General features: G+C 60.3%; 15 protein-coding genes. 4 read left to right on the forward strand and 11 right to left on the reverse strand.

The window, feature by feature from the left end; genetic code table 11:
- The coding region (locus DBR00_RS21230) for a MetQ/NlpA family ABC transporter substrate-binding protein (RefSeq protein ID WP_256583104.1) at nt 1-157 on the forward strand (157 nt) is incomplete at its 5' end.
- On the opposite strand, the gene DBR00_RS19640 is transcribed toward DBR00_RS21230, so the two are convergent.
- Nucleotides 154-1074 carry a LysR substrate-binding domain-containing protein gene (locus DBR00_RS19640; protein WP_108486639.1) on the reverse strand — a complete coding sequence of 307 codons (921 nt, stop codon included), beginning with the start codon at nt 1072-1074 and terminating at the stop codon, nt 154-156. The two genes, DBR00_RS21230 and DBR00_RS19640, sit on opposite strands and share 4 nt — an antisense overlap.
- Before the next feature lie 110 nt (nt 1075-1184).
- On the opposite strand from DBR00_RS19640, the gene DBR00_RS19645 reads away from it, so the two are divergent.
- Nucleotides 1185-1610, forward strand: a complete 426-nt coding sequence (locus DBR00_RS19645) for a VOC family protein (RefSeq protein WP_108486640.1) — start codon at nt 1185-1187, stop codon at nt 1608-1610.
- A gap of 4 nt (nt 1611-1614) precedes the next feature.
- Here DBR00_RS19645 and DBR00_RS19650 read toward each other — a convergent pair whose 3' ends face one another.
- Genes DBR00_RS19650 through DBR00_RS19670 form a run of 5 tightly spaced genes read right to left on the reverse strand, consistent with a single transcriptional unit; the run spans nt 1615 to nt 5539 of the window.
- Complete coding sequence (locus tag DBR00_RS19650; protein WP_108486641.1) at nt 1615-2247, reverse strand: SCO family protein; 633 nt, start codon at nt 2245-2247, stop codon at nt 1615-1617.
- A gap of 11 nt (nt 2248-2258) precedes the next feature.
- Entirely contained in the window at nt 2259-3158 is a 900-nt protein-coding gene (cyoE, locus tag DBR00_RS19655) for a heme o synthase (RefSeq protein ID WP_108486642.1), read from the reverse strand.
- A 24-nt stretch (nt 3159-3182) separates the two neighbouring features.
- On the reverse strand, nt 3183-4223 hold the full coding sequence (locus tag DBR00_RS19660; RefSeq protein WP_108486643.1) for a heme A synthase: 1041 nt from the start codon (nt 4221-4223) through the stop codon (nt 3183-3185).
- 25 nt (nt 4224-4248) lie between these two features.
- A complete protein-coding gene (locus DBR00_RS19665) occupies nt 4249-4833 on the reverse strand; it encodes a hypothetical protein (RefSeq protein ID WP_108486644.1) in 585 nt (194 codons plus the stop codon).
- Nucleotides 4808-5539 carry an SURF1 family protein gene (locus DBR00_RS19670; RefSeq protein ID WP_108486645.1) on the reverse strand — a complete coding sequence of 244 codons (732 nt, stop codon included), beginning with the start codon at nt 5537-5539 and terminating at the stop codon, nt 4808-4810. Before DBR00_RS19670 ends, DBR00_RS19665 begins: the two co-directional genes overlap by 26 nt.
- An 88-nt stretch (nt 5540-5627) precedes the next feature.
- Here DBR00_RS19670 and DBR00_RS19675 point away from each other — a divergent pair, with 88 nt between their 5' ends.
- A complete protein-coding gene (locus DBR00_RS19675; RefSeq protein ID WP_108486646.1) occupies nt 5628-5831 on the forward strand; it encodes a twin transmembrane helix small protein in 204 nt (67 codons plus the stop codon).
- A 5-nt stretch (nt 5832-5836) separates the two neighbouring features.
- Here the strand turns inward: DBR00_RS19675 and DBR00_RS19680 are convergent, their stop codons facing one another.
- The 4 genes from DBR00_RS19680 to coxB are packed head-to-tail and all read right to left on the reverse strand — an operon-like array spanning nt 5837 to nt 10058.
- Nucleotides 5837-6733 (reverse strand): cytochrome c oxidase subunit 3, encoded by an 897-nt coding sequence (locus DBR00_RS19680; RefSeq protein WP_108486647.1) that lies wholly within the window; start codon nt 6731-6733, stop codon nt 5837-5839.
- 12 nt (nt 6734-6745) lie between these two features.
- Nucleotides 6746-7312, reverse strand: coding sequence for a cytochrome c oxidase assembly protein (locus DBR00_RS19685; protein ID WP_108486648.1), 567 nt, complete (start codon nt 7310-7312; stop codon nt 6746-6748).
- 12 nt (nt 7313-7324) lie between these two features.
- Nucleotides 7325-8929, reverse strand: a complete 1605-nt coding sequence (ctaD, locus tag DBR00_RS19690) for a cytochrome c oxidase subunit I (protein ID WP_108486649.1) — start codon at nt 8927-8929, stop codon at nt 7325-7327.
- Between the two features lie 4 nt (nt 8930-8933).
- Complete coding sequence (coxB, locus tag DBR00_RS19695; protein WP_177480033.1) at nt 8934-10058, reverse strand: cytochrome c oxidase subunit II; 1125 nt, start codon at nt 10056-10058, stop codon at nt 8934-8936.
- 360 nt (nt 10059-10418) lie between these two features.
- Between coxB and DBR00_RS19700 the strand changes: the two genes are divergently transcribed.
- Nucleotides 10419-11075: a hypothetical protein gene (locus tag DBR00_RS19700; RefSeq protein ID WP_108486651.1), complete on the forward strand. Its 657-nt coding sequence runs from the start codon at nt 10419-10421 to the stop codon at nt 11073-11075.
- A 29-nt stretch (nt 11076-11104) separates the two neighbouring features.
- Here DBR00_RS19700 and DBR00_RS19705 read toward each other — a convergent pair whose 3' ends face one another.
- Nucleotides 11105-11833 carry a carbonic anhydrase gene (locus DBR00_RS19705; RefSeq protein WP_108486652.1) on the reverse strand — a complete coding sequence of 243 codons (729 nt, stop codon included), beginning with the start codon at nt 11831-11833 and terminating at the stop codon, nt 11105-11107.
- Nucleotides 11834-11838: the final 5 nt, after the last annotated feature.

Consider the following 11838-nt stretch of genomic DNA (forward strand, 5'->3'; position numbering starts at 1 on the left):
CGAAGGCAGCGACTCGCCGTACGTCAACATCCTGGTCGCGCGTGCCGACAACAAGGACAACGCGGCCCTGCAGAAACTGGCCAAGGCGCTGAACAGCGCCGAAGTGAAAGCCTTTATCGCTGAGAAGTATCAGGGCGCTGTCGTTCCGGCGTTCTAAGACGCCGCGTTTGCTGCACCCTCAGCCAAACCCCGCCCCGTGCGGGGTTTGTCATTTAGGGCCGCCTCACGCAGGCAGTCCAGCAGGCAGTCCAGAGCAGGCTGACGCTGAGCGCGGCGCAATATCGCCACCAGTTCGCGGTAGAAGGTCAGCTCGCCCAGCTCGATCACCCGCAACTGCGTCGGCCGCTGCAGCCACAGGCCGGCACGCGGAATCAGCGAGACGCCAAGGCCGCACTCGACCATCCGCACGATAGCCTCCAGCTCATCCAGCTCCAGCGCTTCCTGCACCACTAAGCGATGCTCGCGGAGGAACTGGTTGACCCGCCGACCGCCGAACGAGCGCCGGTCGTAGCGCACGAACGGCTGTTCGGCGAGGATCTGCAGCGGCTCATCCGTCGTCACGCTGAGCGGGGTGATCAGCACAAACGGCTCGCGCGCCAGGCTGATCTGCAGCAGCTCCTTGGGCAGCTCGAACGGCGGCTTGATCAACAGCGCCAGATCGAGTTCGCCGGCATCGATCTGGCTCAGCAGGTTCAGCGACACGCCGGGCACCAGCTTCAATTCGACGCATGGCGCGACTGCACGAAATCGCGGCAAGGCCTCGGGCAGCAGGCCGGTCTGCAGGGTGGCAATCGAACCGACCTTGAGTTCGCCCTGCCACTCGGCCGCGCTGGTCGGCAAGGCCATCTGCGCATACAACCCAAGCATCTGCTCCGCCAGCGGCAAGGCATGCCGACCGGCCGCATTGAGCACCGCCGAACGCCCACTTCGCTCGAACAACCGAACGCCCAGGCTCTGCTCCAGTACGCGCATTTGTGCGCTGACCGCCGACTGGGTCAGACCCACCTGCTGCCCAGCCGCAGCGAAGGTGCCGTAGCGGGCCACGGCTACAAAGGTTTTCAATTCGCGCAGCATCGACGCCCCGATTGATCAATTTTATTGGCGCTTGCGAGCAAGGATATTCGCTTTTCATCAGTATCGCTGCTGATGAGAATCTCCTGACCGCAACCTGAAGGACCGCACCCATGGCACTCGCCCCCTTTCACCTGGCAATTCCCGTTTACGACCTGGCAGCCGCACGGCACTTCTACGGCGAGGTGTTCGGCTGTGCCGAAGGCCGCAGCAGCGACCACTGGGTGGATTTCGATTTCTTCGGCCATCAACTGGTGATCCACCAGGCGCCAAAGATGGCGCATCAGGAAGCCGCGCACAGCAACCCGGTGGACGGCCACGACGTGCCAGTGCCGCATTTCGGTGTGGTATTGAGCTGGGAGGACTGGCAAACGCTGGCGGCGCGGCTACAGGCCAAGGGCACGCCATTTGTGATCGAGCCCTATGTGCGCTTCGCCGGCCAGGTCGGCGAGCAGGCTACGCTGTTCCTGCTCGACCCGTGCGGCAACGCCCTGGAATTCAAGGCGTTCAAGGACATCAGTCAGCTCTTTGCCAAATAGCGGGTTACGGGCGATCAAGTAGGCCGGGCAACTGCGCGGCCAGCTTGGTGTTGTTGATCGGCGCGCGGATAAAGCCACGCTGCTTGCCATCGGGGCCAATCAGCACCAGGTTGCCGCTGTGGTCGACAGTGTAGTTTTCCTGGCTGGTATCAGCCGGAATAAACGGAATGCTGACAGCATTTGCCAGCTTCTGGATGGTCGCCTGCTCAGCAGTCAGGCCGATAAAACCAGCGTCGAAATAATCCAGGTACTTCTTCAACTGCTCCGGCGTGTCACGATTGGGGTCAACCGTGACCAGCACGATACGCAACTTGGCCAGGGTTTCCGGCGGTAGCTGACCTTGCAGTTGGCGTAACTGGGCGAGGGTGGCCGGGCAAATATCTGGGCAGAAGGTGTAGCCGAAAAACAGCAGGCTCCACTGATCCTTGAGCTGATCAACCGCCACGGCCTGCCCGTCCTGATTGGTCAGACTCAGCTCCGGCAGGCTGCGGCTTTGTGGCAGCAGAACGATGCCGGCATCCAGCAGCACGGTGGGGTCACCCTGGCCCTTGCTGGTCAGCACCTTATTGACGGTGAGCCCCAGCACCAGGGCGACGATGGCAACGAGAACAAAAACGGTGATCTGGGTTCGGGTCATGGCACCAACGATTACAGGTTTAACAGCAGATAGTGGTCGACCAGCAGGGCGATAAACAGCGCGAAAAGATACCAGATGCTGTACTTGAAGGTGCTGATCGCCGCGTGCGGTTTGCTGTCACGGTACAGCACCACCGCCCAGTACAGAAAGCGCCCGCCCAACAGCACAGCGCAGGCGAGATAGAGCAGCCCGCTCATGTGAATGGCGTAAGGCAGCAGGGTCACGGCAAACATCACCAGGGTGTACAGCAGAATATGCACCTTGGTGTAGTGCTCGCCGTGGGTCACCGGCAGCATGGGGATATCGGCCTTGGCGTATTCCTCTTTGCGGTGGATGGCCAGGGCCCAGAAATGCGGAGGCGTCCAGGCAAAGATAATCAGCACCAACAACAATGGCTCGGCACTGACATGTCCAGTGACTGCCACCCAGCCGAGCAACGGCGGCGCCGCGCCGGCCAGGCCGCCGATGACGATATTCTGCGGCGTGGCGCGTTTGAGAAAGCCGGTGTAAAGCACCGCATAACCTAGCAGCGAGGCCAAGGTCAGCCAGGCCGCCAGCTCGTTGGTAAAGGTCAGCAACAAGGCCATGCCTGCAACCGCCAACAGCAAGGCGAAGCCCAGCGCCGCAGTCGGTGACAAACGCCCGGCCGTCACCGGCCGTTTATGGGTGCGCGCCATGATCGAATCAATACGCCGGTCGACCACATGGTTGACCGCCGCCGCCGCGCCGGCACACAGACCGATACCCAGGTTGCCAAAGATCAACACCTCCCAGGCAACGCCTGCGCGGGTGGCGAGAAACATGCCGACCAGGGAGGTGATCAGCATCAGCACCACCACCCGGGGTTTGGTCAGCTCCAGATAATCGCGCCAAGTGGCATGGGCTTGCTGTTCGCGCACTAGAGTAGCCATAAGGTCTCTCCTCGATTGTTCTGGTTATTTGCCGGGCAGCGCGGCGAAGCCGGCAGACGTCTCTGTCACGGGGGATGCCAACCATGCAGGGCGGCGCAGACGGTAATTGATCAGCACCAGGGTCAGCAGCAGCGCCGCGCCGCCGAGGTTATGCGCCACCGCTACCAGCAGCGGCAAATGAAACACCACGTTGCTGATACCCAGGCTGATTTGCACCGCCAGTGCCAGCACCAGCAAACCGGCAAGCCTCAACAGGCCATGGCGTTTCAATTGCCAGGCCAATAGCAGCAGCACCAGGGTGACCAGCAGTGCGCCGATACGGTGGGTCATATGAATGGCGGTGCGCGCATCACTGTCGAGCTGCCCGCCGAGGTAGTTGGGGCCGATATGCTGGGTCAGGTGAAAACCGTTGGCAAAATCCATCGCCGGCCACCATTCGCCATGACAGGTCGGCAGATCGACGCAGGCGACCGCCGCATAGTTGCTGCTGACCCAACCGCCCAGAGCGATCTGCCCGATCACCAGCAATAGGCCGAGCACTGCCAGGCTGCGCAGCCGTGCCGGCAGATTGGCCAAGGCGGCCGCCTTGCCGGATAGACGCAGGGTTAAAAGAAACAACAGACTGAGGGTGGCAAAGCCGCCCAACAGGTGCGCCGTCACCACCTGCGGCCAGAGCTTGAGGGTCACTGTCCACATGCCAAAGGCGGCCTGTAGTGTCACCAGGCACAGCAAGAACAGCGGCAGTTTGAGTGGCTGACCCACCTCGCCACGACGGCGCAGCGCCTGCACCGCCAGACCGAGAATCACCAGCCCCAAAGCGCCAGCAAAATAGCGGTGAATCATCTCGTACCAGCCCTTGGCCACTTCCACCGGCGCTTCAGGGAAACGCGCCTCAGCCAGGGTCTGTTTGTGCTCGCTCATCGGCACGCCGATAAAGCCGTAGCAACCCGGCCAGTCCGGACAACCCAGGCCGGCGTGGGTCAAGCGGGTATAGGCACCGAGCAGCACGACCACGACCGCCAGCAGGGTGGCGAACAGGGCAAAACGGTAACCAGGCTTGCTCATCATCAGTCCTTAGCCGAGGGCAGCATTAACCAATTTGTGAGATTTTCAGCAGATGCCGCAGGTCGTTGAGAATCGCCTTGCCCTTGCTGGTGGCGTCATAACGCAGCACCAGATTGCCGTGTGGATCGACGATCCACAGTTGCGCACCTTCGGCCTGGCCGGCGGTTTTGCCGTAGGCATCCAGCTGCAGCTGATAACGCGCCAGTTGCGGATATTCGCGGCGCAGCTGGGCGTCGTAGTCATCACTCAGCGGCTGAGCAGTGGCCAGACCATGGGCAGCGCGGCCGACATCACGGTTGAGGCCGATATGCACCTGGCGGGCGAGGAACACCAGTTCCTTGCAGGCGGCATCGCAGTCATCCGGAACGGTCACCAGCAATTGCCAGCGCTGTTCTTCGGCACCGACAACCCCGAGGTCGGCGCGGGTCTGCCCGGTGCCGATCAGCTCACCGTGGTAGCTGCGGGTTTCCGGCACCCAGAAACGCCACTGATACATGGCGCTGGCGAGGATCATCGGGCCGATAACCACGGCCAGAATCAGGATCAGCTGCAGCCGCCCACGGCGACGCTGACTAGGTGACACTTCAGGCAGGGCGATGGCTGGGTTCATGGCGAATCTCCCGCGCATTAGATAGACCGAGATAGATAAACAGGCCGAGCAAAGCCGCCGCCAGGGAGAACCATTGCACGGCGTAACCGAGGTGTTTGTCAGGACTCATGGCGATAACCGGCCAATCGCTTTGAAATGACGCGGGACCCGGCTCGAGGCGCACCTCATAGCTCAGGCCACCACGCCCCAGTTGCTGCCACAAGGCTTCAGGCTTGACCTCGCTGACCACACGCGGCCAGCCGCCGGCCGGTGGCGTGTTCTGGAGCTGAAAGGTCTCCCCTGGAGGCACATACACCGTTGCCTGCAAACGCAGCGGGGTATCCGGGGTAGCGAAGGTTGGGCTGATGCGACGATCCGGCCAAGGCAGCCAGCCGCGATTGAGCAATAGCCAAAGGCCGCTGATTTGGTCATAGAAGGGTTGTAGCACCTCGACGCCGACTTTGCCGTCACGGGTGCGGTTGTCGAGCAACAGGGTATGCCGTGCATCGAAGAAGCCCTGGAGCTGCACGCGCTGGTAAGCCGGATTGGGCTGACGCTCCAGCTCATCGATGCTGATCGGGGCGGCCAGTTGCTGGGCCTGGTGTGCGGCCAGCAGCTCGCGCTTTTCTTCGGCCCGTGCCAGCTGCCAGAAGCCTAGGGCGATCAGGCAGGGAAACAGCAGCAGCACCAGTACGCTGGGCAGCCAGCCAGGACGGAAGGTGCTCATGGCAACCTCCCTAAAGCCCTGCACAAGCTGGCTATACTGCAGCTGAAGCGCATTTCCCTTCCCCCGAAGTTCCGCTTGGGAGTCACGCATGCTCAAAGCCGCGATCGTCCTGTTACTACTGGCTACTCTGGTCAGCCTATTCAGTGGCCTGTTCTTTCTGGTCAAGGACGAAGGTAAAACCTCCCGGGTGGTCAACGCGCTGACTGTGCGCGTGACCCTTACCGCGCTGACCGTTGCCCTTATTGCCTGGGGCTTCTACAGCGGCCAACTGGTTTCCCACGTCACCTGGTAAGCACCTCACAGCACATAGACAAAGACAAACAGGCCAATCCACACCACATCAACAAAGTGCCAATACCAGGCCGCCGCCTCGAAGCCGAAATGCTGCTCGGGGCTGAAATGGCCACGGATCACCCGAATCAGCATGATGCTCAGCATCAGGGCGCCCAGGGTCACGTGGGCACCGTGAAAGCCGGTGAGCATGAAGAAGGTGGCGCCGTATATGCCCGAGCCGAGGGTCAGGCCCAGTTCGGTGTAGGCATGGATGTACTCTTCGACCTGCAGCACCAAAAAGGCGATACCGAGAATCACCGTCAGCGCCAGCCACAGGGTCAGCGGTTTGCGGTGGTTCTTGCGCAGCGCGTGGTGGGCGAAGGTCAGGGTAAAGCTGGAAGTGACCAGCAAGATGGTATTGATCAGCGGCAGGCCCCAGGCACTGATGACCCCACTGGGGGCGGGATAGAGTTTCGGATCAGGCGTGTTGAGCAGCGGCCAGGTGTATTCGAATCCCGGCCAGAGCATGTTGCTCACCCCTTTGTCGCCCTCACCACCGAGCCAGGGGCCGGCCCAGGTACGCACGTAGAACAGCACGCCAAAGAACGCCGCAAAGAACATCACCTCGGAGAAGATGAACCAGCTCATGCCCCAGCGGAACGAGCGATCCATCTGCGGGCTGTAGAGGCCGCCGCGACTTTCCTTGATCACATTGCCGAACCAGCCGAACAGCATGTAGGCGAGAAACAGTCCGCCGATAAAGAAGATCAATGGACCATTGGAGTCGGCGCGGTCCGCCTTCAGATCATTGAACCAGGTGCCCACGCCGTACACCGAGAACAGCATGCCCAACGTGGCGATGATCGGCCATTTGCTCTGGGCCGGGACGTAATAGTTTTCATGAGTTTCGTGACTCGACATTTATTGTTCTCCTTATGGAGTCGCCCGGTTAAGGGTCGCTTGTGCCACCGCCGGTTTGCGCGCAGTGATATCAAACAAGGTGTAAGCCAGGGTCAGGTGGCGAACATCTGCCGGTAAGTCTCTATCGACGATAAAGCGCACCGGCATTTCGATACGCTCACCGGGTTGCAGTACCTGCTGGGTAAAACAAAAACACTCGGTCTTGTGAAAGTAGGCAGCGGCTTTGGACGGCGCCACGCTGGGAATTGCCTGGGCGGTCATCGGCTTATCCGTGGGGTTGTAGGCGACAAACAGCATCTGCGTGCTTTCGCCCGGATGCACCAGAACCTCATCGGCCTGAGGACTGAACTCCCAGACCATCTCGGCGGCATTGGTGGCGAGAAACTGCACGCGCACCTGGCGCGACTCATCGGTGCTTTGCAACCCAGCCTCATAAGCACCAGCGGTTTTGCCGTTGATGCCAAAGGCCTGGCACATCACGTCATAGATCGGCACCAAGGCAAAACCGAAGCCGAACATGCCGACCACCACCAGTGACAGGCGGATAACCAGGCGGCGGGTCGACAGGGCTTCGCTCATCGGTCGGTGTCCTTATTTCACTTCAGGTGGTGTGGTGAAGGTGTGATAGGGCGCCGGCGACGGCACCGTCCACTCCAACCCTTCAGCACCGTCCCAAGGCTTGGCTGCGGCAGGCTTGCCGCCACGAATGCACTTGATGACGATAAACAGGAATAGCAACTGAGTGGCGCCAAACATGAAGGCGCCGATACTCGACACCATGTTGAAGTTGGCGAACATCATGTTGTAGTCCGGAATACGCCGCGGCATGCCGGCCAAGCCGACAAAGTGCATCGGGAAGAACGCCAGGTTCATGCCGATAAAGCTCATCCAGAAATGCAGCTTGCCGAGGGTTTCGTCGTACATGTGCCCGGTCCACTTCGGCAGCCAGTAATAGGCCGAGGCGAAGATGCCGAAGATAGCCCCAGGCACCAGCACGTAATGGAAGTGCGCCACCACAAAGTAGGTGTCGTGGTACTGGAAGTCCGCCGGGGCGATGGCCAGCATCAGGCCGGAGAAACCACCAATGGTGAACAGGATGACGAAGGCCACCGAGAACAGCATCGGCGTCTCAAAGGTCATCGAACCGCGCCACATGGTGCTGGCCCAGTTGAACACCTTCACCCCGGTGGGCACGGCAATCAGCATGGTGGCGTACATAAAGAACAGCTCGCCGGTCAGCGGGATGCCGACGGTAAACATGTGGTGCGCCCAGACGATAAACGACAGAAAGGCGATGCTTGCCGTCGCATAGACCATCGAGGTGTAGCCAAACAGCGGCTTACGGGCGAAGGCAGGAATGATCGCACTGACCGCGCCGAACGCCGGCAGGATCATGATGTACACCTCGGGGTGACCGAAGAACCAGAACACATGCTGGAACAGCACTGGGTCACCGCCACCGGCAGCACTGAAGAAGCTGGTGCCGAAATGGATGTCCATCAGCATCATGGTTACGCAACCGGCCAGTACCGGCATGACCGCGATCAGCAGAAAAGCGGTGATCAGCCAGGTCCAGACGAATAACGGCATTTTCATCAGCGTCATGCCGGGGGCGCGCAAGTTGAGGATGGTGGCGACCACGTTAATCGCCCCCATGATCGAACTGATACCCATCAGGTGCACGGCGAAGATAAAGAAGGTCACCGACTCCGGCGCGTAGGTGGTCGACAGCGGCGCATAGAAGGTCCAGCCGAAGTTCGGTCCGCCGCCCTCCATGAACAACGTACTGACCAACATGCCGAACGCCGCTGGCAGTAGCCAGAAACTGAAGTTGTTCATCCGCGGCAGGGCCATGTCCGGCGCGCCGATCATCAGCGGAATCATCCAGTTGGCCAGGCCGACAAACGCCGGCATCACTGCGCCAAAGACCATGATCAGGCCGTGCATGGTGGTCATTTGGTTGAAGAATTCCGGCTGCACGATCTGCAGGCCCGGCTGGAACAGCTCGGCACGAATCACCATGGCCATGCTGCCACCCAGCAGGAACATGGCGAAGCTGAACCACAGGTACATGGTGCCGATGTCTTTATGGTTGGTGGTCAACACCCAGCGCATCAGGCCTTTGGCCGGGCCGTGGTGATGGTCATGTCCGGCATGACCGTGGCCAGCGTGGCCCGGATCGATCACTGCACTCATGTCCTTACTCCTGAGCCTGTTTGAACGCGAGGATGTCTTTCGGCGTGACCATGTCGCCTACCGCATTGCCCCAGGCGTTGCGTTCGTAGGTGATGATCGCGGCGATATCGACTTCCGAGAGTTGCTTGCCAAAAGCGGCCATCGAAGTGCCCGACTTGCCGTTGACCACGATGCCGATATGACCGGCCGCAGGTCCGGTAGCAATCGCCGAGCCTTTGAGTGCCGGGAACATAGGCGGCAGGCCTTCACCGGTTGGCTGGTGGCAGGATGCGCAGTTGGTCTGATAGGACTTCTCGCCACGCGCCATCAGCTCGTCCATGGTCCACTCTTTAGTGGTCAGTTCACGCTCAGCGGCCGCTGCCACCTTGCGCTCGGCGAGCCAGGCCGCGTAGTCCTCTTTCGACTTGGCTTCTACCACCACGGGCATAAAGCCGTGGTCCTTGCCGCACAACTCGGTGCATTGGCCACGGTAGATGCCCGGCTCGTCGATACGCGTCCAGGATTCGTTGATAAAACCAGGGATGGCGTCTTTCTTCACTGCCAGCGCCGGCACCCACCAAGAGTGGATGACGTCGGCGGCCGTGATCAGAAAGCGCACTTTGGTGCCGACCGGCACCACCAGCGGCTCGTCCACCTCGAGCAGGTAGTGCTCGCCTTTGGTGGCTTTGTTGTTGATCTGATCCTTGGGCGTGGTCAGGTTGCTGAAGAACTCGACGTCTTCACCCAGGTATTTGTAATGCCATTTCCATTGATAGCCCGTGACCTGAATATCCAGCTCGGATTCGCTGGAGTCGTAGATTTCGATCAAGGTCTTGGTGGCCGGTATGGCCATCAGCACCAGGATGACCAGCGGAACGACGGTCCAGAGAATCTCGACCGTGGTGCTTTCGTGGAAGTGTGCCGGCTCCTGCCCCGTAGAGCGGCGATGGATAAGCATCGACCAGAACATCACGCCGAATACGATCACACCGATCACGACGCAGATCCAGAAGATGGTCATGTGCAGATCAAAAACGGAGCGGCTGACCTCGGTGGCACCTGGCGCCATATTGACGCCCCAGCTGGCGTGTGCCGAGCTGAATACCAACCACAACAGGAGGCCCATCCAGACTCGTGGATGTCGCATCATTGCGGGTTCCCCTTAATTTTTCTTGTTATCCGCCGAATCGGTCTTTGGCTGAGTAGTCACACATTTCCACGGTGAAAATGCCTGTGAAAACTGTTTCGCCGCTGCTAATTCGGAGTCATCAGGTACTGCCTTTCGAATTCGAGTATAGACACGGCCTCCCACCTGGCAACGCTGACGCTGAAATCAGGCAGCGACCCCAGAACCCTCTCTGAAAGCCGCGGAAATCGTGGGGACGGTAGAACTCGGCGATGGCTTATATAGCTGACTCGCATAACTGTTTAATAATTATGACAATCGAGTCTTAGCAAATGCGTTGAGCCAGCTAAGGTTCTCGCCCATGTCCTCATTTCAGGAGCAGTCATGAACATCGCCGCCTTGCAGCAACTGATTCAGCATGCCCAGCAACATGAAGCCAGCACGGGCCGACTGGCCGCACAGATGCGCCGCCACCTGGACCAGTTACACCCGTCCATTCGCCTGCCCAGTATTGATACCGACGGTGTGCTGTTGCGCTTTGTCAGCGCTTATATCGAGCAAGTACCGGAGCTGCTGCAGGCGGCCCAACAAGTAGCACGCGAAGCCGGAATCGAAGCGCAGATCAAGCCAGTACTGAAAGTGGCCGAGCAGTTCTTTCTGCAACCTCCGGCACTGATGAGCGGACATGATGGTTTGGAAGGATTGCTGGATGAGGCCTATCTGGCCCATCGCCTGGTCGAGGAAGTGAATGATCGCTATATCGCCCACCTGGGCGCACCGTTGATCCCGCTGGACACTACAGTGGCCAACCTGATTGCCCACCAACTGATTGGCGAAGCCTTTGCCAACCAGCTGGATGAGGCTGTGCACCATGCCGTCGACGGTATGCTCGACGATGCCAGTTTTGCCCTGGACTCGGTACAGGCCTACCGCGAGCGCCTGCACAATCCACAGACCGATGCGGCATGGCAACGCTGGCCGTGCCTGTCGCGGCAGCTCGGGGTTGAGCTGCAACTGGATGAAACCCGCGCGGCGGGATAGCAGGCCTTCACCCCTCGCGCGGTGGCTGACTAGCTGCTCGGCAGATAGCGCGCACGGGGGGTGGCCATCGGCAGCGGGCCGTCGCCGATCAATCGGAACTCACCTTTCACCGCGTCGTACGCTTTGATCTCGCTGGTTTCGATGTCATACACCCAGCCGTGGATAAACAGCTGGCCGCTGGCCACCCGTGCCGCCACCGATGGGTGGGTGCACAGGTGATTGAGCTGGGCCACCACATTCTCCTCGGTGAGAATACCCAGCCTGTCATGGCCTTCACAGCCGCAGTTCGCCTCGACCACCTTGAGCGCCACTTCGCTGTGACGCAGCCAGGCCTTCACCGTCGGCATACTCTCCAGGGTCTCGGGGGCCAATACGGCCTTCATCGCACCGCAGTCAGAGTGGCCGCACACGATGATGTGTTGCACGCCCAACGCCAGCACCGCGTACTCGATGGCGGTGGACACCCCACCCATCATCTGCCCGTAGGCCGGCACCACGTTGCCAACATTGCGGTTGACGAACAGGTCGCCAGGCGAGCTTTGCGTGATCAACTCCGGCACCACCCGCGAGTCGGCGCAGGTGATAAACATTGCGCGCGGGTTCTGCGCAGTGGCGAGCTTTTTGAACAGGTCTTCCTGCTGCGGAAATATTTCGCTGCGAAAGCGCTTGAAACCATCAAAGATGATCTGCAAGGCTTCCTCGGCACTCTCAGTGCCTGTGCGCCCTTGCAGCGGGATCAACTGATGCTTGTATGGCATGTTTG

Origin of the sequence: Pseudomonas sp. HMWF032 (genome assembly GCF_003060885.1) — a bacterium.
GTDB lineage: Bacteria > Pseudomonadota > Gammaproteobacteria > Pseudomonadales > Pseudomonadaceae > Aquipseudomonas.

Bases quoted from the DNA above. Each gene is read 5' to 3' on its own strand.
- DBR00_RS19685 (WP_108486648.1), bottom strand. From the start codon at position 7,312: ATGAGCGAAGCCCTGTCGACCCGCCGCCTGGTTATCCGCCTGTCACTG.
- cyoE (WP_108486642.1), bottom strand. From the start codon at position 3,158: ATGGCTACTCTAGTGCGCGAACAGCAAGCCCATGCCACTTGGCGCGAT.
- DBR00_RS19700 (WP_108486651.1), top strand. From the start codon at position 10,419: ATGAACATCGCCGCCTTGCAGCAACTGATTCAGCATGCCCAGCAACAT.
- DBR00_RS19675 (WP_108486646.1), top strand. From the start codon at position 5,628: ATGCTCAAAGCCGCGATCGTCCTGTTACTACTGGCTACTCTGGTCAGC.
- DBR00_RS19645 (WP_108486640.1), top strand. From the start codon at position 1,185: ATGGCACTCGCCCCCTTTCACCTGGCAATTCCCGTTTACGACCTGGCA.
- DBR00_RS19680 (WP_108486647.1), bottom strand. From the start codon at position 6,733: ATGTCGAGTCACGAAACTCATGAAAACTATTACGTCCCGGCCCAGAGC.
- DBR00_RS19660 (WP_108486643.1), bottom strand. From the start codon at position 4,223: ATGAGCAAGCCTGGTTACCGTTTTGCCCTGTTCGCCACCCTGCTGGCG.
- coxB (WP_177480033.1), bottom strand. From the start codon at position 10,058: ATGATGCGACATCCACGAGTCTGGATGGGCCTCCTGTTGTGGTTGGTA.
- DBR00_RS19705 (WP_108486652.1), bottom strand. From the start codon at position 11,833: ATGCCATACAAGCATCAGTTGATCCCGCTGCAAGGGCGCACAGGCACT.
- DBR00_RS19650 (WP_108486641.1), bottom strand. From the start codon at position 2,247: ATGACCCGAACCCAGATCACCGTTTTTGTTCTCGTTGCCATCGTCGCC.
- ctaD (WP_108486649.1), bottom strand. From the start codon at position 8,929: ATGAGTGCAGTGATCGATCCGGGCCACGCTGGCCACGGTCATGCCGGA.
- DBR00_RS19665 (WP_108486644.1), bottom strand. From the start codon at position 4,833: ATGAACCCAGCCATCGCCCTGCCTGAAGTGTCACCTAGTCAGCGTCGC.
- DBR00_RS19640 (WP_108486639.1), bottom strand. From the start codon at position 1,074: ATGCTGCGCGAATTGAAAACCTTTGTAGCCGTGGCCCGCTACGGCACC.
- DBR00_RS19670 (WP_108486645.1), bottom strand. From the start codon at position 5,539: ATGAGCACCTTCCGTCCTGGCTGGCTGCCCAGCGTACTGGTGCTGCTG.